Here is a 26,342-nt window from a genome sequence, read left to right as displayed (position 1 = left end):
AAAACATGGGCTGTCGATGCATCCGTTCATCGGTTTTTCCTGAACTGCGCGCCGTAGCGCAAGGGCCGGTCGTCGGCGGGTTCGAACGACAGCGCGGCGAACTGCGGCTGCGAGACGGCCTGCGTATCGTCGGCCGTATCGAGTCTGCGGATCGACACGCGCAGATCGAACCAGGCCGCCTGGCCGGTGACCGGATCGGCGTTGGCGTAATCGCCCTTCGGCGTGATGTCGGAAATCAGATGATTGAGCAAGAACCCCTTGCGGCTTTCCGGCGCGTCCTTGTTCAAGCGCCAGGCGCCGCGGCGCTTGCCGATCGCGTTCCAGGTCCAGACCGTGTCGGGCTGCACGTTGGCGGCGAATTTCGCCTGCACCTGGATGCGGCCGTGATGCGATTGCACCGCGATCCAGTCTTCGTCGGCGATGCCGTGGCGCGCGCCGGTGTCGGGATGCAGGTAGAGGAAATTGCGCGCGCTGATCTGCCGCAGCCAGGCGTTCTGCGAACCCCAGGCGTGGTACATGAACATCGGCCGCTGGGTCACCGCGCTGAGCGGGAAACGCGTGGCGCCGTCGGCGATCTGCGCGCCTTCGAACGGTTCGTACCAGATCGGCAACGGATCGAAATAGGTCGCGACTCTTTCGCGGTGTTCGGCCGGCGGCTGCTTGTCGCCGTGGCCCTGCGCGGCGAGGCGGAACTTCTGCATCGTCTCGGAATACAGCTGCAGCACGATCGGATCGGCGTGGCCGAGAAAGCCCATCTTCTGCGCCCAGTCCAGATAGCCGCGGTTGGCCATCTTGAAATAGCGCGCCGACTCGGGCACATGGCTGCGCCAGAAGCCGCCGTTGTCGATGTAGCGTTGCAGTTGCTCCGGGTTGGGCGGGCCCTTGGCTTCGAGTTCGCCGTGTTCGCCGCGCCAGCCGGCGAGCAGGCCGACCCCGGGCGCGCGTTCGTGACGCACGATGTAGTCGGCGTAATCGCGATAGCGCGGGCTGCCATCGTCGAGCACCATGCCGGGCAAGCCGAGGCGTGCGCCGATGTCGAGCAGAACGGACTGGAAACCGCGCACGTCGCGCGCCTCGTCGCCGGCATGCAGGCGTTGCGTGGTGGAATCCACGATGGGATGGCGTATCGCATCGCAAGCCGAATCCGCATCCGAGATCGGGCGGTCCAGCAGGCTGATCGCGTCGAAGCGTTCCAGATAGGTCGTGTCGGGCAGGACCAGATCGGCGTACGCGGTCATCTCCGAGGCGTAGGCATCGGCGTAGATGATGTGGGGGATGCGGTACTCGCCGTCCTCGCCGCGATCGGTGAGCCAATGCATGGTCTCGCCGGTATTCATCGCCGAGTTCCAGCTCATGTTGGCCATGAACATCATCAGCGTGTCGATCTTGTACGGATCGCCGGCCCAGGCGTTGCGGATCACCGTGTGCATCATGCCGTGCGCCGACAGCGGATAGGCCCAGGAGAACGCGTGATCGATGCGGCGCGGCTGGCCGTGTTCGTCGACGACGAGGTCTTCGGGGCCGTGGACGAAACCGAGCGGGGCGGCGTCCAGCGCGCCATTGGCCTGGCGCTGTTTTCCGGGGCGGTTCGGCGGCGGGAGTGGCTTGGGGAACGGCGGCTGATAACGGAACGAACCGGGCGTGTCGACCGCGCCGAGCAGCAGCTGCAGCAAGTGCAGCGCGCGGCAGGTGTGGAAGCCGTTGCTGTGCGCGCTGATCCCGCGCATCGCGTGCATGCTGACCGGACGGCCGACCATCTCGCTGTGTTCGCGGCCATGCGCATCGGTCCAGGCGATCGGCAGTTTGACCGGATTGTCGAACGCGGCCTGCGCGAGTTCGCGAGCGATGCGGCGGATGGTATCGGCGGGAATGCCGCAGCGTTCGCTGACCGCGTCGGGCGCGTATTGCGGGTCGAGGTAGCGTTCGACCAGCAGATGGAACACCGGCACGGCGCGGCGGCCGTCGGGCAGGGTGTATTCGCCTACGACGGCGGGGGAGATGTCGATGGTGTCGGCGGGACAGGCGCGGCCCTCACCCCGGCCCTCTCCCTCGGGCGGGAGAGGGAGCTCTTCGGTGGTATTCGAAGCGACGTGGTGGGGCGAATCTTCGGATGCATGCGTCGCATCCGATCGCTTCGTCGGTGTTCCCTCTCCCGCTCGCGGGAGAGGGCCAGGGTGAGGACCGCCAACCCAACACAACGCACGCCCCGACTCATCGCGCGCGAACAACCCATCATCCGCGCCGCCCGGATTGCGGATCACCAGCCAATGCGCATTCGCATAGCGCACCAGATAATCCAGATCGATCCGGTCGGCCTTCAACAACTCGTGGATCAGCGCGAACGCGAACAAGCCATCGGTCCCCGGCCGGATCCCGATCCACTCGTCGGCGATCGCGCCATAGCCGCTGCGCACCGGATTGACCGCGACGATCTTCGCGCCGCGCGCCTTCAACTTGCCCAGGCCAAGCTTGATCGGATTGGAGTCGTGATCCTCAGCCACGCCCCACAGCATCAGATAACGCGAATGCTCCCAGTCGGGTTCGCCGAATTCCCAGAACGAGCCGCCCAGCGTGTACAACCCGCCCGCGGCCATGTTGACCGAGCAGAACCCGCCGTGCGCCGCATAGTTGACCGTGCCGAACTGCTGCGCCCACCAGCCGGTCAGCGCCTGCGACTGATCGCGGCCGGTGAAGAACGCCAGTTCGTCGGGATTGCGTTCGCGGATCGGCCCCAGCCAGCCGGCGGCGATACCCAACGCTTCGTCCCATTCGATTTCGCGGAACTCGCCCTTGCCGCGTTCGCCCACGCGCAATAGAGGCTTGCTCAGCCGCGCCGGCGAATAGTGCTGCATGATCCCGGCCGATCCCTTGGCGCACAGCACGCCCTGGTTGACCGGATGATCGGGATTGCCCTGGATGTAACGGATCTTGCCGTCGGCCAGCCAGACCTTGATGCCGCATCGGCATGCGCACATGTAACAGGTCGTGGTCTTGACCTCATCGCCGGGCGAGGGCGACAGGTCGATGGCTGGCTCGGAGGGAGCGTGCTCTCGCATCGCGCCATTGTGCCTATCGCGCCGGGATCCGGCGAGCCTGCCGGCCGCGCTTGGCGCTGCCGCGAGGATCCGGACATACTGCGATGTTGTCGCGCCGAGCGAGCGCAAGGACAGGCACGAGCGCATGGAACTGCTGTGGACGCTGTTTGTGTTCGCCTCGCACGGCGGACTGTTCGCCGTCGCGGCCGGGTCGGCCTGGGTCGGCTACCGCCAGCGCGCGCGCCGGCCGGGCTTCAATCGCTGGTACCTGGGCGCGGCCGTCGCGGCGGCGCTGGGCATCGCGGCGGTATACGTGGGCCAGCAGCTGAGCCTGGCGATGCGCGGCGCGATCACCGGCTGAATGCGCGGCCGGCCACCGCAGTCGCAATCGCTGCGACCGCGGTGGTGTCTAATGTCACTTCACCGCCGGGACCGGGATCTTGATACTGGGGTCGTTGAAACGCGAATACTTCAAGGTCGAGGTGTACTGCTTGCCGTTGACGTCGGCGATGTTGACCGATTGCACCGGATAACCGTCGGCGTTGACCCAGAAGGTCGAGGAGGACTTGGGTTGGGTGTTGTCGATCTTGTACTTCTTGGTCGCCACGCCGCCGAGGTTCTCGGTGCCGGCCGCGGTCACCTTGAGGGTCGCCAGGTTGCCCAGGACTTTGTCGCGGGTGCGCAATTGGGTGATGCCGCCGTTGGGCGCGGCCTGTTTGCTGGTCTTGCCCTGCATGGTCAGGTACAAGGTGTTGCCGATCATGATCTGCTCGCCCATCGTGCCCATCTTCACGCGCATGCGGTCGGGGGCGACGAAGTCGGTTTCGGTGCCCGGTCCCGGGCCCATGCTCATGACGGCGTGGTAGCTCTTGGCGGCGAGGAATTTATCGACTGCGGCCACGACCTCCTCTTTCGGTCCGGCCCAGGCCAGACTGGAGGCGCTCAGACCGAGCAGCAGCACCGGGGCGGTCAGCGTTGCGGATAATGAGGTCTTGATCACGTAGGATCCTTAGGTTCGATGGTGGCGGCCGGACAGAGGCCGATGCCATGCTAGTTGTGTCCCCACCGCCTCTACCAGACCCTGCCGACATGGAACGTATCGAACGCATCCACGCGCTGCACCGGATTCTCACTGCGGCCAGGTATCCGGTCACAGTTCAGCGCCTCCAGGAAGACCTGGAGTGTTCGCGCGCGACCGTCTATCGGGATCTGGCCTACCTGCGCGATTACCTGATGGCCCCGGTGGTTGGCAACGGCGAGGCCGGTTTCCGCTACGACACCAGCGAAGGCGACCGCTTCGAGCTGCCCGGCCTGTGGCTGAGCTCGGAGGAGCTGCATTCGCTGCTCGCCGCGCAACAGCTGCTGATGCGCAGCGGCGGCGGGGTGCTGTCGAACGCGCTCGCGCCGTTGCAGCAGCGCATCGAAAAACTGCTCGACGAACACGCCGGCGGCCGGCGCCTGCCGGTCGAGCGCGTGCGGGTCATCCCGCATCGCACCCGCCGGCTCGACGAAACCGCGTTCCGCGCCGTCGCCACCGCGGTGCTCGATCGCAAGCCGCTGACGTTCGAATACCGCGCGCGCTCCACCGACGAACGCACCCGTCGCAGCGTGTCGCCGCAGCGGCTCACCCACTACCGCGAAAACTGGTACCTCGACGCCTGGGATCACGAGCGCGACGCCTTGCGCAGCTTCTCGGTCGACCGGATCAGCGCGGCCAAGATCGGCGACGTGCCGGCGCGCGATGTCGCCGACGAGGAACTCGATCAGCACCTGGCCTCGAGCTACGGCATTTTCTCCGGCGCGCCCAAGGGCTGGGCGACCATCGTGTTCAGCGCCAAGGCCGCGCGCTGGGTCGCCGACGAACACTGGCATTCGCAGCAGCAAGGCCGCTTCCTGGCCGACGGCCGCTACGAACTCAAAGTGCCGTACAGCGCCGGGCGCGAACTGCTGATGGACGTGATGCATTACGGCAGCGACGCGGAAATCGTCGAGCCGGTGGTGCTGCGCGAGCAGGCCAAGTCGATGCTGGAACTGGCGTTGAGCAACTACGGCCACTGATGCCCGGCGCCGATCCTCCGCGTATCGAAAAAGGCGAGGCGGTCGCGCTGGTGCTCGGCGCCGGCGGCGCGCGCGGGCTGGCCCAGATCGGCGTGATCGAAGCGCTGCAGGCGCGCGGGCTGCGCATCGTCACCGTCGCCGGTTCCTCCAGCGGCGCGCTGGTCGGCGGCTTGTTCGCGGCCGGCAAGATGGAGGTCTACCGCGACTGGCTGTTCGGCATGAGCCGCACCGCGATGCTGCGCCTGCTCGATCCGGTGTTCGGTCAATCCTCGCTGTTCCGCGGCGAGCGCCTGATGGACAGCCTGCGCGAACTGGCCGGCGAGCCGCGCATCGAGGACCTGCCGATCGGCTTCACCGCGGTCGCGGTCGATCTGATGCGGCAGCGCGAAGTGTGGCTGCGCGAGGGCGACCTGTGGGACGCGATCCGCGCCTCGATCGCCATCCCGGGCGTGTTCACGCCCTACGAATTGCACGGTCGCGAACTGGTCGACGGCGGCCTGCTGGCGCCGTTGCCGATCACCGCGACGCGTCTGTCCGACGCGCACCGTCTGGTCGCGGTCGACATGCACGGCTGGCCCGCGCAACCGCCCGGCGCATTGGCGCACCACAATGGCGGGGCCATGCTGGCCACGCAGGGCGGCGGCGACGCCAAGCCTCCGTCGTTGTTCAACCACTGGTTCCGGCGCAAGGCCACCGAATTGCCCGACGAGGTCGAGGACGACGCGCCGCGCGAGATGGGCTTCACCGAATTGATGGCGCGCTCGTTGGACACGATGCAGGCGCAGATCGCGCGCGTGCAGCTGGCCCTGGACCCGCCCGAACTGGTGATCCGCATTCCGCGCGACGCCTGCCAGTTCTACGAGTTCTGGCGGGCCAAGGAGCTGATCGAGATCGGTCGCGAGGAAGCGGAAAAGGCGCTGGATAAGGCGGGGTATTGATCGCGCGGATCACCCCTCCCGCTTGCGCGAGAGGTCGGCGCGCAAAGCGCGCCGGGTGAGGGTACGCCGGCCGTCGCGCCCCCATCCCGACCTTCCCCCGCAAGCATGGGAAGGAGCGAGGCCGAGGCTTTGGGGAGCTGTTCGCAGAGCGAAGCGTTTGCGGCAGGGAACTGTTCGCTAAAGCAAAGCCGTGTTTACGGAAAGTCATTCGCTGATTGCGTAGCCCTTCCCGAATAGGCGATAGCGAACAGGTACACAACAAATCACCTCTCCCGCTCGCGGGAGAGGTCGGCGCGCGCAGCGCGCCGGGTGAGGGCGCCCCGGCGGCAACATCAGTCAAGCCGATCCTCGTTCCGACCAGCGGTCGCATGTATCGCAGCCCCTGAGACGCGGCGGCACGAAGGTGGGTTCCAGCCCATCGACCTTGCCGCCATCGGAGTCAGTCCATGACCGCCACAGCGCATTCCACCGCTTCCCCGTCGTCCGCCGCCACTGCCGACGCTCTTCGCGCCGACCTCGACACCGCCCTGCGCTACGCGCTGGCTATCGGCGCTTTGCTGGTGCTGATGCTGCCGGCCGCGCGCGGCAGCCAAAGCGCGATCGGCTGGTTGCCGATGTGGCTGGTGGCGATGCCGGCGATGGCGTGGTGGGCGCTGCATCGGTTCCGTTTGCCGAGTTGGCGCCGGGTGGCGCCGGCCGAAGCAGGGCAGGCGGTGCGTCGCCGCCGTCGCGGTGCGGTCCAGGCGCGTCGTCGGGCTCGTCCGGCGGTGATCGCGCGGCCGCTGCCGCGCGTGGCTTGAACGCGCTGCCTGAATTGCTCTATCTGAGTCGGTCCATCTAAAAAACGGTCCGCCTAAATCGGTCCACCTAAATCGCTCCGCCGGGTGCGGCTGCCCGCGCCGCGGCCGGCGAGTGTCGCAATCGCCCGAACGGGCTTGGGGTCGCGCAGGGGGGGCAAGCTTGAGCAAACATGAGCCCGCACAGCCCTGAGCTCAAACAGGCCTGGACTCAAAGAGCCCTGACCGTAAACAGGCTCTGACCAAACAGGCCTCGACCAAACAGGCCCGAACCCGACCTAATTCGGCAAGCACGCGAAGCAGAAAAAGCACATCGCCGCGGCCCCGCGACACCGCCCGCCAACGCAACCAACCCCGCAACTCCCTACATGACCATGGACAGGGCGGCCGTCCCGGCACCCTGTGCTAGCGTGGCGGCCTTCCTTTGTTCCGGATCCGCCATGCCCGTTCTCCCGAAGACCTGTCAGTCCCTGTTGCTAGCGGCCGGTCTCGCGGCTGCATCGGCCTGCGGCGCCGTCATCGCCAAGGAGGCGACCGTGACCGACGATCCCTATGCGTGGCTCGAAGACGTCGACGGCAAGCGCGCACTCGACTGGGTGCATGCGCGCAACGCCAAGACCGAAGCCGAATACACCGGCAGCGCGCAGTTCAAGCAGCTCGAAGCGAGCATCCGCGCCAATCTGGATTCCGACGCCAAGATTCCCGGCGTGCAGAAGATCGGCGAGCACTATTACAACTTCTGGCAGGACGCCCAGCACCAGCGCGGCCTGTGGCGCCGCACCACCCTGGACGAGTACCGCAAGGACAAGCCGGCCTGGGAAACGGTGATCGACCTGGACGCGCTCAACGCCCAGGAAAACGAACAATGGGTCTGGCACGGCGCCGAATGCCTGCGGCCGGATTACCAGCGCTGCCTGATTTCGCTGTCGCGCGGCGGTTCCGACGCCGACGTCACCCGCGAATTCGATCTGGTCGCCAAGACCTGGATCAAGGACGGCTTCTACCGCCCCGAAGCCAAGGGCAGCCTGACCTGGATCGATCGCGATCACGTCTACGTCGCCACCGATTTCGGCAAGGGCAGCATGACCAGCTCGGGCTATGCGCGCACGGTCAGGCTGTGGACGCGCGGCACTCCGATGGCCAAGGCCGCGCTGGTGTATGAGGGCAAGGACAGCGACATGATGGTCGCCGCCTGGCACGACCCGACGCCGGGCTTCGAGCGCGACTTCGTCGAGCGCACCCTCGCGTTCTACAACAACGAGCTGTTCCTGCGCGGCGCCGACGGCAAATTGAGCAAGCTCGATCTGCCGAACTCCGCCAACAAGGAAGTGCGCCGCGACTGGCTGCTGCTGGAGCTGCGCGATCCGTACGAGATCGGCGGCAAGACGTACCCGGCCGGCAGCCTGATCGCCACGCGCTTCGACGATTTCCAGGCCGGCAAGCGCGATTTCGTCAGCCTGTTCGCGCCGACCGACACCAGCTCGCTGGCCGGCACGACCTGGACCCGGCATCACCTCATCATCAACGTCCTCGACGATGTCAAGAACAAGCTCACCGTGCTGACTCCGCCGGACGCGGGGCAGGGCGAGTGGACGCGCGCCGCGTTCGTCGGCGCGCCGACCTTCGGCACGGTCATGGTCGGCGCGGTCGACAGCCTCGACAGCGACGCGGTGTGGCTCAGCGCCGCCGATTACCTGACCCCGACCACGCTGGCCTTGGCCGAGCCGGGCCAGAAGCCCGAAGTGCTCAAGACCATGCCGACCTTCTTCGACGCGTCCAAGGACACGATCGAACAGCACTTCGCCAAGAGCCAGGACGGCACCCGCGTGCCGTACTTCCTGGTGCGGCCGAAGGACCTCAAGTACGACGGCAAGGCGCCGACCCTGCTGTACGGCTACGGCGGCTTCGAAGTGTCGATGACCCCGGTGTATTCCGGCGGCATCGGCAAGGGCTGGCTGGAGAAGGGCGGCGTGTACGCGGTCGCCAACATCCGCGGCGGCGGCGAGTACGGCCCGCGCTGGCATCAGGCCGCGCTCAAGGCCAACCGGCACAAGGCGTATGAGGATTTCGCCGCGGTCGGCCGCGATCTGATCGAGCGCAAGATCACCAGCACCCCGCACCTGGGCGTGCAGGGCGGCAGCAACGGCGGCCTGCTTACCGGCAACATGCTGACCCAGTACCCGGAATTGTTCGGCGCGGTCGTGGTGCAGGTGCCGCTGCTCGACATGAAGCGCTACAGCCACCTGCTGGCCGGCGCCTCGTGGATGGCCGAATACGGTAATCCCGACACCGACGACTGGTCCTTCATCAAGACCTTCTCGCCGTATCACCTGTTCGACCCCAAGCGCGAGTATCCGCCGGTGATCTTCATGACCTCGACCAAGGACGATCGCGTCCATCCGGGTCATGCGCGCAAGATGGCGGCGAAGATGCTCGATGCCGGCAAGAACGTGACCTACTACGAAAACATCGAAGGCGGCCACGGCGGCGCGGCCAACAACGCCCAGCAGGCGCATATGAGCGCGCTGGCCTTGACCTTCCTGTGGCAGCGCTTGGCCCCATGATCGGCCGCCCGCACCCAGTGCTGGCCGGTCCCTGGTGAGTTACGACCGAACGGGCGCCATGGCGCCCGTTCGGCCGATGGCTCGCCGTCATCTCGCGACCCAAGTCCCCAATCCGCGTCCTGCCCCGTTGCGCAACCCGTCCTCGGACCCTATATGAAACTGACCCTGTTAACGCTTGCGGCCACGCTACTGATGACTACCACCCTCAACGTTCCCGCCGCCGACCTGCCCGCGCCGCCCGATGCGGCCAAGAAGCCCTACACCGTCAAGGCGCCGCACGGCGCCCAGCGCAGCGACGAGTACTACTGGCTGCGCGACGACAAGCGCAAGAACCCCGAGATGCTGGCGTATCTCAATGCCGAGAACGCCTACGTCGACGCGGTGATGAAGCCGCTCAAGCCGCTGGAGGACAAGCTGTACGGCGAGATCGTCGGCCGCATCAAGCAGGACGACAGCTCGGTGCCGTACCGCGAGCGCGGCTACTGGTACTACACCCGCTTCGAAACCGGTCAGGACTATCCGATCCACGCGCGCCGCAAGGGCAGCATGGAGGACGCCGAGCAGGTCCTGCTCGACGTCAACGCGATGGCGAAGGGCAAGGATTACTTCAGCGTCGGCGCGATGGAGGTCACCCAGGACAACCAGATCCTGGCCTGGGCCGACGACGCGGTCGGCCGTCGCCAGTACAAGATCCGGTTCAAGAATCTCGCTACCGGCGAGATCTATCCGGACGTGATTGAGAATACGTCCACCGACTTGGTCTGGGCCGACGACAACAAGACCCTGTTCTACGTCGAGAACGATCCCAAGACCCTGCTGACCGTGCGGATCAAGAAGCACGTGCTCGGCACGCCCGCGTCCAAGGACGTGCTGGTCTACGAGGAAAAGGACGACAGCTTCTACATGGGCATCGAGCGCAGCCGCGACGACGCCTACATCTGCATCAACATCCACAGCACCGTCTCCAGCGAAGTCCGCTGCGCGCCGGCCGCCGATCCGAAGGAATTCTTCGTGCTCGCGCCGCGCCAGCGCGATGTCGAATACGACGCCGATCATCTTGCCGGCCGCTGGGTGATCCGCACCAACGCGCCCGGCGCCGACGGCAAGCCGGCGCCGAACTTCAAGCTGGTCACCGCCGACGACGGCGCGCGTTCGATCAAGGAGTGGAAGGACTGGATCGCGCACCGCGACGACGTGTTCGTCGAGGGCTTCGAACTGTTCGACGGCTTCACCGCCGTGGCCGAGCGCTCCAACGCGCTCGAGCGTCTGCGCCTGATCGGCAAGGACGGCAAGGAAGAATTCGTCAAGGCCGACGAGCCGGCGTTCTCGATGGGCTTGTCGGTCAATTCCGAACACGACACGCCGTGGCTGCGCTACACCTATACCTCGCTGACCACGCCGGCGACCACCTACGAGCTCAACACCGCCACCGGCGAGCGCAAGCTGCTCAAGCGCCAGCCGGTGATCGGTTACGACGCCGACAAATACGTGACCGAACGTTTCTGGGCGACGGCGCGCGACGGCGTCAAGGTGCCGGTATCGCTGGTCTACAAGAAGGGCTTCGAGAAGAACGGCAAGGCCGCGTTGCTGCAGTACGCCTACGGCAGCTACGGCATGTCGATGGACCCGGGCTTCAACAGCACTGTCGTCAGCCTGCTCGATCGCGGCATGGTGTATGCGATCGCGCACATCCGCGGCGGCCAGGAAATGGGCCGCAAGTGGTACGACGACGGCAAGCTGTTCCACAAGCAGAACACGTTCAACGATTTCGTCGACGTCACCGCCGACCTGGTCAAGGCCGGCTACGCCGCGCCCGATCGCGTCGCCGCGTACGGCGGCAGCGCCGGCGGCCTGCTGATGGGCGCGGTCGCGAACATGGCGCCGGACAAGTACCGCGTGGTGCTGTCGCAGGTGCCGTTCGTCGACGTGGTCACCACCATGCTCGACGCCAGCATCCCGCTGACCACCAACGAGTACGACGAGTGGGGCAATCCGGAGAAGAAGGACTACTACGACTACATGCTGTCGTACTCGCCCTACGACAATCTCAAGAAGCAGGCCTATCCGGCGATGTTCGTCGGCACCGGCCTGTGGGATTCGCAGGTGCAGTACTGGGAGCCGGCGAAGTACGTGGCGCGGTTGCGCGACCTCGACACCGGCAAGCAGCCGGTGCTGTTCCGCACCAACATGGACGCCGGCCACGGCGGCAAGTCGGGCCGCTTCCGCCGCTTCCGCGAACAGGCGGAGATGTATTCGTTCATGATCGACCAGATGCAGGTCAGCGCGGACATCGTGGCGAAGTGAGTCGATGCGCGCGGTCGCGCCGGTAACGGCGCGGCGATCGGACAGACCCGGCTTATGCCGGGCTTGTTCGTTTCTGGGGGTTGCGCAAGGGCTGTGCCCGGTGCGACAAGCAGGTTCGGCCTGGGCTGGGCGAACGGCGTCGGGACTGAAACCGCTCCGGTAGAGACTCGCGCAAGCCACGATGCCTACCTGTAGGAGCGGCGCAAGCCGCGACCGGGACAACGCAACTGCGGCGCGAGTTGCGGAGTGGGTGCGATCCCGCGGTCGCGGCTTACGCCGCTCCTACAGGGGCGACACGGATATTCGCGAATGTTTCCGACTTATCGATAAGTGCAAGACGCCGAGGTTTGGCGTATCGGAAAGCGAAGCAAGCTCCTGGAGCGAGGACGGCCGTAACCCATGCCGCTGTCCCGCCAACACGCACGCTTCGATGCCTACCTGTAGGAGCGGCGTAAGCCGCGACCGGGACACCGCGACTACGGCGTGAGTTGCGGCGTGGATGCGATCCCGCGGTCGCGGCTTACGCCGCTCCTACAGGGGCATCGCGGATATTCGCGAATGTTTCCGGCTTATCGATAAGTGGAAGACGCCGAGGTTTGGCGTATCGGAAAGCGACGCAATCTCCTGGAGCGAAGGCGACCGCCCACCCATGCCGCTGTCCCGCCAACACGCACGCTTCGATGCCTACCTGTAGGAGCGGCGTAAGCCGCGACCGGGACAACGCAACTGCGGCGCGAGTTGCGGAGTGGGTGCGATCCCGCGGTCGCGGCTTACGCCGCTCCTACATGGGGCAACACGGATATTCGCGAATGTTTCCGGCTTATCGATAAGTGGAAGACGCCGAGGTTTGGCGTATCGGAAAGCGAAGCAGACTCCTGGAGCGAGGACGGCCGTAACCCATACCGCTGTCCCGTCAACACGCACGCTTCGATGCCTACCTGTAGGAGCGGCGTAAGCCGCGACCGGGACAACGCAACTACGGCGCGAGTTGCGGCGTGGATGCGATCCCGCGGTCGCGGCTTACGCCGCTCCTACAGGGGCATCACGGATATTCGCGAACCAACACGCACGCTTCGATGCCTGCCTGTAGGAGCGGCGTAAGCCGCGACCGGGACAACGCAACTACGGCGTAAGTTGCGGCGTGGACGCGATCCCGCGGTCGCGGCTTACGCCGCTCCTACAACGGGCATCACGGATATTCGCGGATGTTCTGGATTTATCGACGGGCGGAAGAGGTCGGGGTTGGTTCATCGGAAAGGGAAGCGAAACAACGGGGTCTGTTTGAGCAGAACTCCAGCCCCGGCGTTTTCCGCTCAGATCAAGACAGCCCACCACCCGCCCACCCACGGCGCTTGAAACCGCGCCGACACCCGCCATGTGTTTCCCACCCACCGCACGGCTGCATACTTCCGGCATGTCCGTTCCACCTTCTCCCTCCGATCCAGGCGCCGATCAGGACGCCGGACCGCGAGCCGACCTCGCCGCGCCAGAGCCGCCGTCGCCGATCGAGCCGGCCGCCTCGCGCCCGCGCAGCCGCTTCCGCTGGGTCTGGTGGCTGCTGGCCTATGCCAGCCTGGGCCTGGGCATCGTCGGCATCGTCGTGCCCGGCCTGCCGACGGTGCCGTTCGTGCTGCTGTCCGCGTTCGCCGCCGCGCGCGGCTCCCAGCGCCTGCACGCGCGGCTGCTCGCGCACCGCCAGTTCGGCCCGATGATCCGCGACTGGCAGGCGCACGGCGCGGTCAGCCGGCGGGCCAAGTGGCTGGCGGTGTCGATGATGTCGGTCTGCGCGGCGATCATGTTCCTGACCTCGCCCAAGCTGTGGATGGCGATGACCGGCAGCTCGATCATGGCCGTGGTGGCGATCTGGCTGTGGCGCCGGCCGGAGCCGCCCGCGGACCGCGGCTCGCGTTGACGGCCATCCGGGTTCCGCGGCCTGGACGACCGGCCGATCGCAAGACCTGAACGCACCGGCGGTCGCGCCGCCTGTTCCGCCCCCGTCGCAGCCCGCGCCCGAGTCAGCCCGCCTTAGGCGCCATCCCCATCTTCTCCAGCGTCAGCGTCTCATCGGCCCGGCCCCAGCCGCCGTCGGCGACTTCCTCGACCAGCACCATCGAATACGGGCGCACGCCCTCGCCGAAATATTCGACGAACATCGCGGTGGTGCGATGGATGATCTCCTCCTTGCGGGTGTGATCGAGAATTCCCTCGGGAAATTTGTAATTCGCGAACGGCATGGCGATTTGTCCTTGGTAGTGAGGGACGCGAGGTCCGTGCGGCGCATTGTTCTTGTGCGCTCCGACGCGATAAAGCCGGCTGGGTTGGGAAGTGAATTCATCCAGCCGCAACAATCGGCCCGTGTCCTCAAGCCCGCGCCCGGGCCATCAGCTGAACCCGTCCATGTCCGCGGCCCCGATCGTCCCCGCCCGTGGGTTCGTTTCCGCCGCCCCTGCGGGCTACACTTCGACCCATGAATGCACGCCACGCCACGCCCCTCGTTCTGACCGCGCTGACCCTCGCCCTGACCGCTTGCGGCAACAAGGGCCCGTTGGTCCTGCCGACCCAGCCCGCGCCGCAGGAAGCGCCGCCGGCCAAGCCCGGCGAGGTGCCGGTGTCCATTTCCAAGGCCAACGACCCGCCGGTCGCGACCAAGCCGGCGACCAAGTCGCTGCCTACGCCGCCGCTGGACAGCGTGCTGACCCCGCCGACCACCCAGGACGGCCAGGACAGCAAGGACGCCAAGGACAAGGACGGCGAGGCCCAGGACGGCGACGGCGCGGGCCAGACCAAGCCGGCCGAGCCGACGCCCGCCGGCGGCTGAGACCATGGCCGAATCCACCGCCGTGTCCGCATCGCCGGGTTCGGGCGCTGCCGGCTCGGGCAAGATGCGCTTCAGCAAGATGCACGGCGCCGGCAACGACTTCGTGGTGCTGGACCTGCGCGGCGGCCTCGCGCCGCCCGACCCCGACAACTGCCGTCGCCTCGCCGACCGTCATTTCGGGGTCGGCTGCGATCAGATCCTGACCATCGAAGATCCGCTCAGCGACGGCGCCGTCGCCTCGTACCGGATCTGGAACGCCGACGGTTCGACCTCGCAGCAATGCGGCAACGGCGCGCGCTGCATCGCCGCCTGGCTGGTGCGCGACGGCGCGGCCGCAAGCGGCGCCGATGCCGCCGGCGGCTTCTTCGTCGACAGCCCGGCAGGCCGCCACGCGGTGCAACCCTTGGGCGGCGACGCCTACCGCATCGGCATGGGCCGGCCCGAGTTCGAACCCGCGCGCATTCCCTTGCTCGGCTATGCCGCGCGCCAGGATCAGTACGTGCTCGACATCCACGACACCGTGTTCGGTTTCGGCGCGGTGTCGATGGGCAACCCGCATGCGGTGATCGAAGTCGACGACGTCGACGCCGCGCCGGTCGAAAGCATCGGCCCGCTGCTGCAATCGAGCCCCGCGTTTCCCGAATCGGCCAACATCGGGTTCGCCCAGGTGCTCGCGCCGGACCGGATCAAGCTGCGCGTGTACGAGCGCGGTTCCGGCGAAACCCTCGCCTGCGGCAGCGGCGCCTGCGCCGCCGCCGCGGTGCTGATGCAACGCGGCCGCATCGGCCGCGACGTGCGCGTGCAGTTGCCCGGCGGCGAACTGCGCATCGTCTGGCCCGACGACGAGTCGGCGCTGTCGATGTCCGGCCCGACCGCATTCGTCTTCGAAGGAGAGTGGAACCGATGAGCGACAGATTCGGCGACAAGCCGGCCGACCAGCTCGGCGCGCACGAGATCGCCAACTGGCTGCGCCGCCATCCGCGCTTCCTGCAGCAATTCCCCGACCTGTCGCTGAGCCTGGTGGTGCCGCGCGAGGAAGGTTCGGCCGCGTCGCTGGCGAGCTATCAGCTCGAAGTGCTGCGCGATAAGAACCGCGAACTCTCGCGCCGCCTGCACGAACTGTTCGGCAACGCCCAGGACAACGAACGCCTGGCCGTGCGCACCCATCAACTGACCCTGGCGCTGATGCGCCAGGACAACGCCGCCGATACCTTGCGCGCGATGGCCGCGAGCCTGGCGGAGGATTTCAACGGCGACCTGGTCCGGCTGATCGTGTTCAAGCCGTATGACGGCCTGAGCGACAACGAATGGCTGCAGATCATCGACGAATCCGATCCGCGCCTGCAGCCGTTCCGCGACGCGCTGAGCGACGGCGAGCCGCTGTGCGGCCGCCTGCAGCCGGAAAAGCACGCGGTGCTGTACGGCGAACGCGCCGCCGACGTGCAGTCCACCGCCTTGCTGCCGTTGCCGGGCAGCGGCCTGATCGCGGTCGGCAGCCGCGACCCGAACCGTTTCTTCCCCGGCATGGGCACGCTGTTCCTGCGCATGATGGGCGAATCGTTGGCGGTGGCGTTGCGTCGTTACGACTGACCCGCGCGCCGCCACTGGAACCAAGGAGAGGTCCATGTTCGGTTTGTTCAAAGGCAACAAGCGCCTGCCCGACGACGTGCAGCGGCGGGTCGAGGGTCTGTCCTCGCAGGCCGTGCGCGCGCTCGCGCGCAACGACGCCGACGGTCGCCAGCAGGCGTATCGGCATTGCCTGGAAGCGCTGGAATTGCTGCCCGAACCACCGGGCCAGTGGCCGCAGGCCGCGCAGTTGTTCGCTGTGCTCGGCGATGTGTACTGGCAATCGGGCGACTTCGAAACCGCGTCGAACGCCTATATCGACGCGATCTCCTGCCGCGACGCGCTCGGTGATGCGGCGCTGCACCTGCGCCTGGGCCGGGCGCACTACGAACTCGGCGACAGCGATCGCGCCGCCGACGAACTGTGCCGCGCCTATCTGGCCAGCGCGCATGCTGGTCGCGGCCTGGCTATTTTCGAGGGCGAGGACCCGAAATATTTCGAGTTCCTCAAGACCCGCATGCAGGCGCCGCGCGACGGCTGGTAGCGTCCGCATCGAGCCTCGCCGCGCATCGCCGCGACGCCGAAGCGAGTACGATCGCAAGGCATGAACGCCGTCGAAACATTTCTCGATCATTTGCGCGTGGAGCGGCGCATGTCCGCGCATACGCTCGACGCGTACCAGCGCGATCTGGCCGCGTTGTGGCTGTGGGCGGAAGAGAGCGGACGCGGCGACGTAATGGCCTTGCAGACCGAGGACCTGCGCGCGTTCATCGCCGCCGAACGTCGGCGCGGATTGACGCCCAAGAGCCTGCAGCGGCGCTTGTCGGCGTGTCGCAGCTTTTATCTGTGGCAGGTCAAGCAAGGCCATCTGGCCGCCAGTCCGGCCGCGGCGATCCGCGCGCCGAAAGCGCCGCGCAAGCTGCCGCAGGTGCTCGATCCGGATGAAGCCAAGGTGCTGGTCGAGGTGCCGACCGACGTGCCGCTGGGCCTGCGCGACCGCGCCGTGCTGGAGCTGTTCTATTCCTCCGGCGTGCGCCTGAGCGAGTTGTGCGCCTTGCGTTGGCGCGACCTGGACCTCGACGACGGCCTGGTCACCGTGCTCGGCAAGGGCGGCAAGCAGCGGATCGTGCCGCTGGGCTCGCATGCGCGCGCCGCCTTGCGCGAGTGGCGCGCATCGACCGGCGCCGGCAACGACGCGCAGGTGTTTCCCGGACGCGGCGGCGGCGCGATCACGCCGCGCGCGGTGCAACTGCGCATCCGCCAGCTCGCCCAGCGCCAGGGCCTGTTCAAGCGCGTGCATCCGCATCTGCTGCGGCATTCCTTCGCCAGCCACATCCTGGAATCCTCCGGCGATCTGCGCGGCGTGCAGGAACTGCTCGGCCACGCCGACATCGCCACCACCCAGATCTATACGCATCTGGATTTCCAGCATCTGGCGAAGGTGTACGACGCGGCGCATCCTCGGGCCAAGCGGAAGAAGCAGGAGTGAGTTCACAGGAGTGAGAAGTGAGTGGAGCGCGGCGGCTGGCGTCGGCTCTGCTTTACTCATTTTTCACTTTTCTGCACTCGTTTCTCGCTGGCAGCGGCAACGGGTGACGCGCGGCGCGGGACAGCCGGCGACGGCTTCGCCTTACTCGCTCCTCACTTTTCTCTACTCGTTTCCTGGCCCCCAGCCTTGAACCGGCCGGGCACAGCCCCACTTCGTCTGGGAACCCCGGAGGCCACATGGACCCCAGTCAGAACCCCAACGTATTTCACGCCACCACGATCGTCTCGGTACGCCGCGACGGCCGCGTCGCCGTGGCCGGCGACGGTCAGGTGACGCTCGGCCACACCGTCATGAAGTCGAACGCGCGCAAAGTGCGCCGCCTGGGCCGCGACGGCCAGGTATTGGCCGGTTTCGCCGGCGCCGCCGCCGACGCGTTCACCTTGTTCGAATTGTTCGAAGCCAAGCTGGAAAAGCACGGCCAGCTGACCCGCGCCGCGGTCGAACTGGCCAAGGACTGGCGCACCGAACGGCGCCTTGGAAAACTCGAAGCGCTGCTCGCGGTGGCCGACAAGGAAACCTCCTTGATCATCAGCGGCACGGGCGATGTGATCGAGCCCGAAGACGGCATCATCGCGATCGGTTCTGGCGGCATGTACGCGCTGTCCGCCGCGCGCGCGCTGATGGCCCACACCCAACTCGACGCGCGCACCATCGCCACCGAGTCGATCGGCATCGCCGGCGACGTGTGCATTTATACGAATCGCAATGTGGTGGTGGAGGAGCTTTGAAGCCGGGAATGGAGAATCGGGAATAGGGAATCGCGAGAGCGTTTCTCCCCGACCTCGTTTCACCGCGTGCTTTGACCATTCCCGATTCCCTATTCCCCATTCCCGAAAACACCATGAAACCCGACAACACCCACGCCACCATGACCCCGCGCGAAATCGTGCAGGAACTCGATCGCCACATCGTCGGTCAGCACGCGGCCAAGCGCGCGGTCGCGATCGCGCTGCGCAACCGCTGGCGGCGCATGCAGCTCGACGACGATCTGCGCAACGAAGTCATGCCCAAGAACATTTTGATGATCGGCCCGACCGGCGTCGGCAAGACCGAGATCGCGCGCCGCCTGGCGACGCTCGCCAACGCGCCGTTCGTCAAGGTCGAGGCCACGCGCTTCACCGAGGTCGGCTACGTCGGCAAGGACGTCGAACAGATCGTGCGCGATCTGGCCGACACCGCGGTCAAGCTGTATCGCGAGCAGGCCAAGACCCGCGTGCGTACCCAGGCCGAAGACCGCGCCGAGGACCGCATCCTCGACGCGCTGCTGCCCAAGCGCGTGCCCGGCGGTTTCGGCTTCGGCGCGGAAACCCCGGCCGCCGATCACAGCGCGCCCGACAGCGACACTCGCGCCAAACTGCGCAAGCAATTGCGCAGCGGCGAGCTGGACGAGCGCGAGATCGAGATCGAAACCTCGCTCAACGTCGGCGTCGACATCATGGCGCCGCCGGGCATGGAGGAAATGGGCCAGCAGCTGCGGCAGATGTTCTCGCAGGTGTCCGGCGGCAAGAGCCAGAAGAAGCACCTCACGATCAAGGCCGCGCGTCCGCAGCTGATCGAAGAGGAGGCCGGCAAGCTGGTCAACGAAGACGACATCCGCCAGGCCGCGATCGAAGCCTGCGAGCAGCACGGCATCGTGTTCATCGACGAGATCGACAAGGTCGCCAAGCGCGGCGAGTCGGGCATGAGCGGCGGCGATGTCAGCCGCGAAGGCGTGCAGCGCGATCTGTTGCCGCTGGTCGAAGGTTCGACCGTGAGCACCAAGTACGGCGTGGTCAAGACCGACCACATCCTGTTCATCGCGTCCGGCGCGTTCCATCTGGCCAAGCCCAGCGACCTGATTCCGGAGTTGCAGGGCCGCTTCCCGATCCGGGTCGAGCTGACCGCGCTGACCAAGGACGATTTCGTCCGCATCCTGACCGAGCCGAAGGCTGCGCTGACCACCCAGTACGTCGAGTTGCTCAAGACCGAGGGCGTGAACCTGCAATTCACCGCCGACGCGGTGGATCGTCTGGCCGAGATCGCCGCGCAGGTCAACGAGCGGCAGGAGAATATCGGCGCGCGTCGTCTGCATACGGTGCTCGAGCGCCTGCTCGATACCTTGAGCTACGAGGCGCCCGACCGCGACGGACAGGCAGTCACGATTGATCGCGCCTATGTCGAGGAACATCTGGGCGAGTTGGTGCAGGATCCGGATTTGAGCCGTTACATCCTGTAATTCGTACCTGTAGTTCGCAGCCGTTCCAAAGCCCCTCTCCCGCTTGCGGCGACCATAGGGAGTGCAGAGCTGAGAGGGGTTGGGGTGAGGGAACATCGCAGGCCGCGTCGCCTGATACGCAGCAGCGTTACAACCTACGCTTCGCACCCTCACCCTAACCCTCTCCCGCAAGCGGGAGAGGGAATAGGGCGCGAAGATCGGCCGAATGCGCACACGAATTTATCGCGCAAGCAGTCCGAATTCCGCACCCGCTCTGCTACCGTGTCGCCCCATGGACGACACCGCACCCGCGCAACGGACCGACACCGCGCGCACCGCCTTGGTCATCGGCGCCAATGGGTTTCTCGCCGGCTATCTGATCGCCGCCCTGCATCGCCACGGTTGGCGCGTGCTGCGCGGCGTGCGCGACAGCGGCCGCGCATTGCGCGAGGACGAACGCGCCGCCGATCTGGCCCGCATGACCACGCCCGAGGACTGGCGCGACAGCCTGCGCGGCGTCGATGCGGTGGTCAACGTCGCCGGCATCCTGCGCGAGACCGGCGTGCAGACCTTCCAGACCATCCACGTCGACGGCCCGCTCGCGCTGGCGCAGGCCTGCGTCGACCACGGCGTACCCCGTTTCGTGCAGATCTCCGCGCTCGGCCAGGCCGAGGACGGCGGCTTTCTCGCCTCCAAGCACCGTTTCGATGAGGCCTTGCTCGCGCTGCCGCTGAGCGCGGTGGTGCTGCGGCCGTCGATCGTCTACGCCGCCTCGGGTTCCTATGGCGGCACCTCGCTGTTGCGCGCGCTGGCCGCGTTTCCGGGCTGGCAGTTGCTGCCCGGCGACGGCCACTGGCCGTTGCAGCCGGTCGCGGCCGAAGACCTCGGCGAGATCGCCGCGCGCGCGGCGGCGGGCACCCAACGCGGCATCTACGAAATCGGCGGGCCGCGCACGATGACGCTGCGCGAGTACCAGACCCAGTGGCGGCGCTGGCTGCGCATCGACGGCACCCGCGCGATCGATTTCCCGCAATCGCTGGTGTCGCTGCAGGTCGCGATCAGCGAACGCCTCGGCCGCGGCCCGGTCGGCGAGACCATGTGGCGCATGCTCCGGCGCGGCAACATCACCGCGGCCGATGCGCCGGTGCGGGTGCAGGCCGACTTCGGCCACGCCGCGCGCGATCTGCCGCAGGTGCTCGCGGCCACGCCGAGCCAGGTCCAGGACCGTTGGCAGGCGCAGCTGTACTTCCTCGCGCCGACCTTGCGCCTGGCGATCGTCGCGCTGTGGCTAATCTCGGCCGTGGCCGGATGGCTCACGTCGGCGGCGACGATCGAAGCGATGACCGCCGGTTCGCCGATGCAGGCGATGCATCCGGTGGCGCTGGCGCGCGCGACCGCGACGCTCGATGCCATGCTCGCCGCGGGGCTGTTGATCGGCTGGCGGCCGCGTTGGATGCTCGGCCTGATGGGCATCAGCGTGCTGGCCTACACCGTGGTGTTCGGCATCTTGCTGCCGATGCAGTGGCTCGATCCGCTCGGCGGACTGGCGAAGAATCTGGTGGTGCTGCCGGCGCTCGCGGTGGCCTGGGTGCTGGCGTACAGGAGATAAACCGATGCTCTATCTGTGGGTGAAGTGGATACACATCCTGTCGTCGACCTTGTTGTTCGGCACCGGCCTGGGCATCGCGTTCTTCTTCTGGATCGCGCACAAGCGCGGCGATGCGAAGGTGATCGCCGAGACCGCGCGCACGGTGGTGATCGCCGACGCCTGCTTCACCGCGCCGGCGGTGATCGTGCAGTTCGCCACCGGCGTATGGCTGATGCTGCACCTGGGTATGCCGCCGTCGGTGTTCTGGCTCAAGACCGCGCTGGTGCTGTTCTTCGTGGTCGGCGCGTGTTGGTTGCCGGTGCTGTGGCTGCAGGCGCGCGCGAAGCGGTTGGCGAGCGAAGCCGCGGCCGCGGGCGAAGCGTTGTCGCCGGCGTATTACCGCACGATGCGCTGGTGGTTCTGGCTCGGCTGGCCCGCGTTCCTGAGCGTGATGGCGATCTTCTGGCTGATGGTGCTCAAGCCAACCGCGGCGACGTAGCCCTGCCGCAATCATCCGAAGCTACAAACCTCCGCCCCTCAGCGCCGCCGCTCCAAAATCACCCCCATCGCCGGAAACTCGTCGCTCTCGGCCAATCGTCCCGCACGCCGCTCGACCTCGACGAAACCTTCCGAGCGATACAGCTCCAACGCCGGCTCGTTGCCCAGCAAGGCCTGGGTGCTGAAGACCGGGCCGGAGAACGCGATGGCATGGCGCAGCAAGGCGCGGCCGACTCCGCGGCGGTAGCAGTCCGGATGCACGTACAGCCAGTTCAGCGAATTGCGCCGGTAGGCGACGAAGCCTTGCACCACGCCGTCGAGTTCGCCGACGTCGAGCCGGTCGCGAAACAAGCCCTCAGTGTGCGCGGTGCGCGGCAGACTGCGGAACGCGGCGACATCGGCGCTGAGCCGCAGCTCGTCGATGCGCGCGCGGTCGTGGATTTCGCACAGGCGCGGCCAATCGCTGAGTTGGTAGGGGCGGATCGACAGGGGCGGGGCCGGCGGGGCGCGCATCGTGAATCCAATTTTGCACGCGCGCCCGGCTGCTTGCACAGATGCGCGGGCCCCCGCGGCGGTTACATATTCGGCGGCACCCGGTGAATCAGACACACCGCCTGCTGTGCGCCGCGCGGCCCGGGCCGGTACACGCCGAGGTAATCGCGCGACGGTACGCCGACGCTGTACAGCGCGACGAAGGTGATGCCGCGGTAGGCGAAGGGCAGGGTGGTGGTGTAACGGGTACGGAAAAACCGGCGTTGCGCGTCGAGGCCCTCGGCCGGCGCCACCTCGGCCGGCGCGGGCACCGCCTGCACGCCTCTGGGCAGCGTGTCGGCGGAAGCGAAGCGCAGATCTTCGCACTGGCGCAGCGACGGCACGTCCGGATCCCATCGGCACGGCACCGCGATCACCGCCTCCTCGCCCGCGAGCGGTTCGAAGCGTCCGGCCGCGCGGCCGGATTGCACCAGCAGCGGCGAGAAATAGGCATCGCCCTGACCGTCGGTGTCGTTGCTGTAGATCCGGTCGAGCAGGCCGTCGTTGTCGAAATCGAAATCGTGGCGATGCATCCTGCCGTAGCTGAAGGCCGCGCCGGCGGGCAGCGCGGCATCGGCCGGCGGCGGCTCGGGGTTGTCGCGCGGGAACGGATTGAGCCGGCGCAGCGCGCCTGTCGATGCGCGCGGCGCGTAGACGTCGAACGCGCGCCAGTCGCGGCGCAGTTCGCGTTCGACCGCGGCGCAGACCGGGTCGCGATCGAGCCGCCGCTGCAGACTGCCGGGCTGGGGCGATGCCTGGCCGTGCGGTGAGTATTCGAGAGTATCCACCGGCAGCGAGGCCGGATCGGCCAGGGCCACGCAGTCCGGGTCGCTGCAGTCGAAGGCGCCCTCGGCGCCGATCCGGTAATTCCAGCCCGGACGCGGCTGCGCGCAGCGCCCGTACACCGGCGCGCGACTGCGCAGCTTGCGGCCGTCGAGCCACAACGAGAATCGCACTGCCGGATCGGCGTTGCAGGCGCCGATCAGCGGATCGGGCTCGCGCTCGGCGCGCACCCGCACGGTGCGGCCGTCGGCGTAGCGGCATTCGCCGGTTTCGCCGGCATCGATGTCGAACGCTCGCGCGCGTCCGAGGCTGTTCGCGCCGAAATATTCCACCCGCGGCGGTCGCGGGCTGCCGCAGCGCGCGCTCGAAGACGGCACGATCGACACCGAGGCGCCGGCGGCGGCGTGGCGGCAGATAATGGTGACCGCGCTGCCGCCGAACTTCTCGCTGCAGTCGCGTCCATCCGGTTCCGCCGCCGCCGCGGCATGCAGCCACAACATCCAAGCCAAAGCGATCGCGATGGTGCGCATGGGAACTCCTTTCCCTTCGTTGCGCCGTAGCGGCGCGGATCAGTCCTCGCCGATGTCCTCGTTCCAGACATCGGGGTTGGCGGCGATGTAGCCGCCGAGCATCTCGATGCATTCCTGGTCGGCCAGATCGATCACCTTGACCCCGGCCTCGCGCAGCCAGTCCACGCCGCCGCTGAAGTTGACCGATTCGCCGACCACCACCGTGCCGATGTTGAACTGTCGTACCAGGCCGCTGCAATACCAGCACGGCGCGAGCGTGGTGACCATGATCGTGTCGCGGTAACGGCGCTGGCGGCCGGCCTTGCGGAAGGCGTCGGTTTCGCCGTGGACGGACGGATCGTTTTCCTGGATGCGGCGGTTGTGGCCGCAGCCGAGCAGGCGGCCGTCGTCGTGGAACAGCGCCGCGCCGATCGGAATACCGCCCTCGGCCAGGCCCTGGCGGGCTTCGGCGACGGCGGTGGCGAGCAGGGCGCGGTAGTCGGGGGTGGCGATCATGTGGGACTCCTGAGCGATGGCCGTCAGTCTGGCGCGAGCGCGGCGCCGGGTCGAGTGCGGGGTGCGCTGGTGTGGGCGAATGCGGGGGCGCTGATAGGTCGAGTGCGGGGGACGTTGATGAGGCGATCGCACCTCCGGCCCGTCATTCCCGCGAACGCGGGAATCCAGCGGCTTGAAACGTCGCCGCGCTTACTTCGAATGGATCGCCACTCGCCATCCGTCAATGCATCGCCCTTGCCCGAAAGTCACTGGATTCCCGCGTTCGCGGGAATGACGGGCTGGGAGATTCGCGGGAAAGGGCGGGCTGAGAGACTTGCGGGAATGACGGACTGAGAGACTCGCGGGAATGACGGGTTGAGAGATTCGAAGCGAGGATTGGTAGGAAACGGACTGAAACCGCAGTTACGCACAGCGACGTCGCGCAAAACCGCTCTCAACCCAACCCCGCACCCCGCCCGCGCCGCAACAGATCGACATGTGGAATCCCGTCTTCGTCGTAGGGCTCCGACGACGGCTCGAACCCGTACCTCCCGTAATAACCCAGCAGATGCGCCTGCGCGCCGATCTGGATATCCGCGCCCGGCCAGACCCGATCGATTTCGCGCAGCGCCGCTTCCAGCATCGGCCCGCCGACGCCGCGTCCGCGATGGCTCGCGGCGGTCAGCACGCGGCCGAAACTGACCTGCGGAAAACTCAATCCGGGCGGCAGGATCCGCAGATAGGCGGCGAGGGTGCCGTCGGCGTCGCGCCCGAACAGATGCAGGGCCTGCGGATGGCGGTCCTTGCCGTCGGGATCGAGGTACACGCAGTTCTGTTCGATCACGAACACTTCCGCGCGCAGGCGCAGCAGCTCGTACAACTCGTCCAGGCTCAGTTCGGCGTAGGGCTTGCTCTGCCAGGTCAGGTTCGCGGTCATGGCGGGATGATGCCAAAACTTCGCGGAAGCGACGGGGACGGCGGTCTGGCCGAAGGGGCTCGATCACGACGCCTCCGGCCCGGATCGCCGCGCCGGACCGGGCCGCTGCGGGGCTGCGGCCGTGCCCGCAAAAAACCGCCGGTGCGGGCCAGGGCAGGGCCGCGATACCGCCCCGGCGCGGCAAACCGCCTCACCTGCCGCTCGCGCCGCCGCGTGCGATAATCGGCCCATGAGCGAATCCACCCCCAAGCCCGACACCACCCACTTCGGTTTCCGCGACGTTCCGCGCGAGCAAAAGCGCAAGCTGGTCGGCGAAGTGTTCTCCTCGGTCGCCAGCAACTACGACCTGATGAACGACCTGATGAGCCTGGGCATCCACCGGGTCTGGAAGCGCTATTTCACCGCCACCGCGCAGGTCCGCCGCGGCGACCGCGTGCTCGATCTGGCCGGCGGCACCGGCGACATCGCCGCGCTGCTGCGCGACCGGGTCGGCGACCGCGGCGTGATCGTGCTGGGCGACATCAACCAGGACATGCTGCGGGTCGGCCGCGACCGCATGACCGATCGCGGTCGCGTGTCGGGGTTCGAATACGTGCAGCTCAATGCCGAGTCGCTGCCGTTCCCGGACGCGAGCTTCGATCTGGTCACCATCGCCTTCGGCCTGCGCAACGTCACCGACAAGGACGCCGCGCTGCGCGAGATGCTGCGTGTGCTCAAGGTCGGCGGCCAGGCGCGCGTGCTCGAATTTTCCGAAGTGAAGGCCGAGTGGTTCAAGCCGATCTACGATTTCCACTCGTTCAACGTGCTGCCGCGCCTGGGCAAGCTGTTCGCGAACGACAGCGAGAGCTATCGCTATCTGTCCGAGAGCATCCGCAAGCATCCGCCGCAGGACGAGCTCAAGCAGATGATGGTCGACGCCGGTTTCGCGCGGGTGGATTACAAGAATCTGAGCGCGGGGATTTGCGCGATTCATACCGGCTACAAGGCGTAACGCCATCGGCGGCGCCGGCGACGGTGCGCAGGCATACGCCGGGCGACCGTTCGAGAGCGTTGCTCCTGTTTTGTCGCGTATCGGGTGTATCGCGTACCCGGTTTGCCGCCTCTTTCCGGCCTCATCGCATAGGCCGGTTTGACTTGTGAACCTTCAAGCCCGTCATTCCCGCGAAGGCGGGCTCCGC

The 26,342-nt window shown here is 67.1% G+C and carries 24 protein-coding genes; 17 read left to right on the top strand and 7 right to left on the bottom strand.

Going from position 1 to position 26,342, the window contains the following annotated elements; genetic code table 11:
* Positions 1-26 precede the first annotated feature (26 nt).
* Complete coding sequence (locus IEQ11_RS21670) at positions 27-3,056, bottom strand: molybdopterin oxidoreductase family protein (RefSeq protein ID WP_191822217.1); 3,030 nt, start codon at positions 3,054-3,056, stop codon at positions 27-29.
* Positions 3,057-3,180: 124 nt separating this feature from the next.
* Between IEQ11_RS21670 and IEQ11_RS21665 the strand changes: the two genes are divergently transcribed.
* Positions 3,181-3,396, top strand: a complete 216-nt coding sequence (locus IEQ11_RS21665) for a hypothetical protein (protein ID WP_191822218.1) — start codon at positions 3,181-3,183, stop codon at positions 3,394-3,396.
* A 54-nt stretch (positions 3,397-3,450) separates the two neighbouring features.
* Here IEQ11_RS21665 and IEQ11_RS21660 read toward each other — a convergent pair whose 3' ends face one another.
* Positions 3,451-4,035 (bottom strand): hypothetical protein, encoded by a 585-nt coding sequence (locus IEQ11_RS21660; protein WP_057922694.1) that lies wholly within the window; start codon positions 4,033-4,035, stop codon positions 3,451-3,453.
* 89 nt (positions 4,036-4,124) lie between these two features.
* Here IEQ11_RS21660 and IEQ11_RS21655 point away from each other — a divergent pair, with 89 nt between their 5' ends.
* The 6 genes from IEQ11_RS21655 to IEQ11_RS21630 all read left to right on the top strand — a co-directional run bounded on the left by IEQ11_RS21655 (position 4,125) and on the right by IEQ11_RS21630 (position 13,608).
* Complete coding sequence (locus IEQ11_RS21655; protein ID WP_036114817.1) at positions 4,125-5,093, top strand: helix-turn-helix transcriptional regulator; 969 nt, start codon at positions 4,125-4,127, stop codon at positions 5,091-5,093.
* Positions 5,093-6,031 (top strand): patatin-like phospholipase family protein, encoded by a 939-nt coding sequence (locus IEQ11_RS21650; protein WP_051547895.1) that lies wholly within the window; start codon positions 5,093-5,095, stop codon positions 6,029-6,031. The genes IEQ11_RS21655 and IEQ11_RS21650 overlap by 1 nt, the downstream gene beginning before the upstream one ends.
* A gap of 446 nt (positions 6,032-6,477) precedes the next feature.
* The gene (locus IEQ11_RS21645) at positions 6,478-6,831 is read left to right on the top strand and encodes a hypothetical protein (protein WP_191822219.1); all 354 of its coding nucleotides are present in this window, start codon (positions 6,478-6,480) and stop codon (positions 6,829-6,831) included.
* A gap of 437 nt (positions 6,832-7,268) precedes the next feature.
* Complete coding sequence (locus IEQ11_RS21640) at positions 7,269-9,392, top strand: prolyl oligopeptidase family serine peptidase (RefSeq protein WP_191822220.1); 2,124 nt, start codon at positions 7,269-7,271, stop codon at positions 9,390-9,392.
* A gap of 153 nt (positions 9,393-9,545) precedes the next feature.
* On the top strand, positions 9,546-11,696 hold the full coding sequence (locus IEQ11_RS21635; protein ID WP_191822221.1) for a S9 family peptidase: 2,151 nt from the start codon (positions 9,546-9,548) through the stop codon (positions 11,694-11,696).
* A 1,414-nt stretch (positions 11,697-13,110) separates the two neighbouring features.
* Positions 13,111-13,608: a DUF454 family protein gene (locus IEQ11_RS21630; RefSeq protein WP_191822222.1), complete on the top strand. Its 498-nt coding sequence runs from the start codon at positions 13,111-13,113 to the stop codon at positions 13,606-13,608.
* Positions 13,609-13,711: 103 nt separating this feature from the next.
* Here IEQ11_RS21630 and IEQ11_RS21625 read toward each other — a convergent pair whose 3' ends face one another.
* Positions 13,712-13,930, bottom strand: coding sequence for a tautomerase family protein (locus IEQ11_RS21625; RefSeq protein WP_191822223.1), 219 nt, complete (start codon positions 13,928-13,930; stop codon positions 13,712-13,714).
* A gap of 233 nt (positions 13,931-14,163) precedes the next feature.
* Here IEQ11_RS21625 and lptM point away from each other — a divergent pair, with 233 nt between their 5' ends.
* The 9 genes from lptM (at position 14,164) to IEQ11_RS21580 (ending at position 21,910) form a co-directional block, all read left to right on the top strand.
* On the top strand, positions 14,164-14,514 hold the full coding sequence (gene lptM / locus IEQ11_RS21620; protein WP_036101646.1) for an LPS translocon maturation chaperone LptM: 351 nt from the start codon (positions 14,164-14,166) through the stop codon (positions 14,512-14,514).
* Positions 14,515-14,518: 4 nt separating this feature from the next.
* Positions 14,519-15,421 carry a diaminopimelate epimerase gene (dapF, locus tag IEQ11_RS21615; protein WP_228464715.1) on the top strand — a complete coding sequence of 301 codons (903 nt, stop codon included), beginning with the start codon at positions 14,519-14,521 and terminating at the stop codon, positions 15,419-15,421.
* Complete coding sequence (locus IEQ11_RS21610) at positions 15,418-16,104, top strand: DUF484 family protein (RefSeq protein ID WP_036101645.1); 687 nt, start codon at positions 15,418-15,420, stop codon at positions 16,102-16,104. The genes dapF and IEQ11_RS21610 overlap by 4 nt, the downstream gene beginning before the upstream one ends.
* A 34-nt stretch (positions 16,105-16,138) precedes the next feature.
* A complete protein-coding gene (locus IEQ11_RS21605) occupies positions 16,139-16,624 on the top strand; it encodes a tetratricopeptide repeat protein (protein ID WP_191822224.1) in 486 nt (161 codons plus the stop codon).
* A 60-nt stretch (positions 16,625-16,684) separates the two neighbouring features.
* The gene (gene xerC, locus IEQ11_RS21600; RefSeq protein ID WP_191822225.1) at positions 16,685-17,569 is read left to right on the top strand and encodes a tyrosine recombinase XerC; all 885 of its coding nucleotides are present in this window, start codon (positions 16,685-16,687) and stop codon (positions 17,567-17,569) included.
* A 236-nt stretch (positions 17,570-17,805) separates the two neighbouring features.
* On the top strand, positions 17,806-18,357 hold the full coding sequence (gene hslV, locus IEQ11_RS21595) for an ATP-dependent protease subunit HslV (RefSeq protein ID WP_036101643.1): 552 nt from the start codon (positions 17,806-17,808) through the stop codon (positions 18,355-18,357).
* A 113-nt stretch (positions 18,358-18,470) separates the two neighbouring features.
* Positions 18,471-19,844, top strand: a complete 1,374-nt coding sequence (hslU, locus tag IEQ11_RS21590) for an ATP-dependent protease ATPase subunit HslU (RefSeq protein WP_484502701.1) — start codon at positions 18,471-18,473, stop codon at positions 19,842-19,844.
* Positions 19,845-20,115: 271 nt separating this feature from the next.
* Positions 20,116-21,432 carry an SDR family oxidoreductase gene (locus tag IEQ11_RS21585; RefSeq protein ID WP_191822226.1) on the top strand — a complete coding sequence of 439 codons (1,317 nt, stop codon included), beginning with the start codon at positions 20,116-20,118 and terminating at the stop codon, positions 21,430-21,432.
* Positions 21,433-21,436: 4 nt separating this feature from the next.
* The gene (locus IEQ11_RS21580) at positions 21,437-21,910 is read left to right on the top strand and encodes a DUF2269 family protein (protein ID WP_191822227.1); all 474 of its coding nucleotides are present in this window, start codon (positions 21,437-21,439) and stop codon (positions 21,908-21,910) included.
* Between the two features lie 38 nt (positions 21,911-21,948).
* Here IEQ11_RS21580 and IEQ11_RS21575 read toward each other — a convergent pair whose 3' ends face one another.
* The 4 genes from IEQ11_RS21575 to IEQ11_RS21560 form a co-directional block, all read right to left on the bottom strand.
* Complete coding sequence (locus IEQ11_RS21575) at positions 21,949-22,422, bottom strand: GNAT family N-acetyltransferase (protein ID WP_191822228.1); 474 nt, start codon at positions 22,420-22,422, stop codon at positions 21,949-21,951.
* Positions 22,423-22,484: 62 nt separating this feature from the next.
* A complete protein-coding gene (locus IEQ11_RS21570; protein WP_191822229.1) occupies positions 22,485-23,753 on the bottom strand; it encodes a hypothetical protein in 1,269 nt (422 codons plus the stop codon).
* A 39-nt stretch (positions 23,754-23,792) separates the two neighbouring features.
* A complete protein-coding gene (locus tag IEQ11_RS21565) occupies positions 23,793-24,248 on the bottom strand; it encodes a nucleoside deaminase (protein ID WP_036101637.1) in 456 nt (151 codons plus the stop codon).
* A gap of 433 nt (positions 24,249-24,681) precedes the next feature.
* Positions 24,682-25,164, bottom strand: coding sequence for a GNAT family N-acetyltransferase (locus IEQ11_RS21560; protein WP_191822230.1), 483 nt, complete (start codon positions 25,162-25,164; stop codon positions 24,682-24,684).
* Between the two features lie 229 nt (positions 25,165-25,393).
* Between IEQ11_RS21560 and ubiE the strand changes: the two genes are divergently transcribed.
* Positions 25,394-26,155 (top strand): bifunctional demethylmenaquinone methyltransferase/2-methoxy-6-polyprenyl-1,4-benzoquinol methylase UbiE, encoded by a 762-nt coding sequence (gene ubiE, locus IEQ11_RS21555; protein WP_046658025.1) that lies wholly within the window; start codon positions 25,394-25,396, stop codon positions 26,153-26,155.
* Positions 26,156-26,342: the final 187 nt, after the last annotated feature.

The sequence above is a fragment of the Lysobacter capsici genome, from assembly GCF_014779555.2.
In the GTDB taxonomy this organism is placed as follows: domain Bacteria; phylum Pseudomonadota; class Gammaproteobacteria; order Xanthomonadales; family Xanthomonadaceae; genus Lysobacter; species Lysobacter capsici.
This window is presented reverse-complemented; position numbering and strand designations above follow the sequence as displayed.

What these genes read in the sequence shown, in the direction of transcription:
- IEQ11_RS21610 (WP_036101645.1), top strand. Translation starts at nt 15,418, where the DNA reads ATGAGCGACAGATTCGGCGACAAGCCGGCCGACCAGCTCGGCGCGCAC.
- IEQ11_RS21580 (WP_191822227.1), top strand. Translation starts at nt 21,437, where the DNA reads ATGCTCTATCTGTGGGTGAAGTGGATACACATCCTGTCGTCGACCTTG.
- hslV (WP_036101643.1), top strand. Translation starts at nt 17,806, where the DNA reads ATGGACCCCAGTCAGAACCCCAACGTATTTCACGCCACCACGATCGTC.
- IEQ11_RS21625 (WP_191822223.1), bottom strand. Translation starts at nt 13,930, where the DNA reads ATGCCGTTCGCGAATTACAAATTTCCCGAGGGAATTCTCGATCACACC.
- IEQ11_RS21565 (WP_036101637.1), bottom strand. Translation starts at nt 24,248, where the DNA reads ATGATCGCCACCCCCGACTACCGCGCCCTGCTCGCCACCGCCGTCGCC.
- IEQ11_RS21605 (WP_191822224.1), top strand. Translation starts at nt 16,139, where the DNA reads ATGTTCGGTTTGTTCAAAGGCAACAAGCGCCTGCCCGACGACGTGCAG.
- ubiE (WP_046658025.1), top strand. Translation starts at nt 25,394, where the DNA reads ATGAGCGAATCCACCCCCAAGCCCGACACCACCCACTTCGGTTTCCGC.
- IEQ11_RS21640 (WP_191822220.1), top strand. Translation starts at nt 7,269, where the DNA reads ATGCCCGTTCTCCCGAAGACCTGTCAGTCCCTGTTGCTAGCGGCCGGT.
- lptM (WP_036101646.1), top strand. Translation starts at nt 14,164, where the DNA reads ATGAATGCACGCCACGCCACGCCCCTCGTTCTGACCGCGCTGACCCTC.
- IEQ11_RS21635 (WP_191822221.1), top strand. Translation starts at nt 9,546, where the DNA reads ATGAAACTGACCCTGTTAACGCTTGCGGCCACGCTACTGATGACTACC.
- IEQ11_RS21665 (WP_191822218.1), top strand. Translation starts at nt 3,181, where the DNA reads ATGGAACTGCTGTGGACGCTGTTTGTGTTCGCCTCGCACGGCGGACTG.
- IEQ11_RS21630 (WP_191822222.1), top strand. Translation starts at nt 13,111, where the DNA reads ATGTCCGTTCCACCTTCTCCCTCCGATCCAGGCGCCGATCAGGACGCC.
- IEQ11_RS21670 (WP_191822217.1), bottom strand. Translation starts at nt 3,056, where the DNA reads ATGCGAGAGCACGCTCCCTCCGAGCCAGCCATCGACCTGTCGCCCTCG.
- hslU (WP_484502701.1), top strand. Translation starts at nt 18,471, where the DNA reads ATGAAACCCGACAACACCCACGCCACCATGACCCCGCGCGAAATCGTG.
- IEQ11_RS21585 (WP_191822226.1), top strand. Translation starts at nt 20,116, where the DNA reads ATGGACGACACCGCACCCGCGCAACGGACCGACACCGCGCGCACCGCC.
- IEQ11_RS21645 (WP_191822219.1), top strand. Translation starts at nt 6,478, where the DNA reads ATGACCGCCACAGCGCATTCCACCGCTTCCCCGTCGTCCGCCGCCACT.
- xerC (WP_191822225.1), top strand. Translation starts at nt 16,685, where the DNA reads ATGAACGCCGTCGAAACATTTCTCGATCATTTGCGCGTGGAGCGGCGC.
- IEQ11_RS21575 (WP_191822228.1), bottom strand. Translation starts at nt 22,422, where the DNA reads ATGCGCGCCCCGCCGGCCCCGCCCCTGTCGATCCGCCCCTACCAACTC.
- dapF (WP_228464715.1), top strand. Translation starts at nt 14,519, where the DNA reads ATGGCCGAATCCACCGCCGTGTCCGCATCGCCGGGTTCGGGCGCTGCC.
- IEQ11_RS21655 (WP_036114817.1), top strand. Translation starts at nt 4,125, where the DNA reads ATGGAACGTATCGAACGCATCCACGCGCTGCACCGGATTCTCACTGCG.
- IEQ11_RS21560 (WP_191822230.1), bottom strand. Translation starts at nt 25,164, where the DNA reads ATGACCGCGAACCTGACCTGGCAGAGCAAGCCCTACGCCGAACTGAGC.
- IEQ11_RS21650 (WP_051547895.1), top strand. Translation starts at nt 5,093, where the DNA reads ATGCCCGGCGCCGATCCTCCGCGTATCGAAAAAGGCGAGGCGGTCGCG.
- IEQ11_RS21570 (WP_191822229.1), bottom strand. Translation starts at nt 23,753, where the DNA reads ATGCGCACCATCGCGATCGCTTTGGCTTGGATGTTGTGGCTGCATGCC.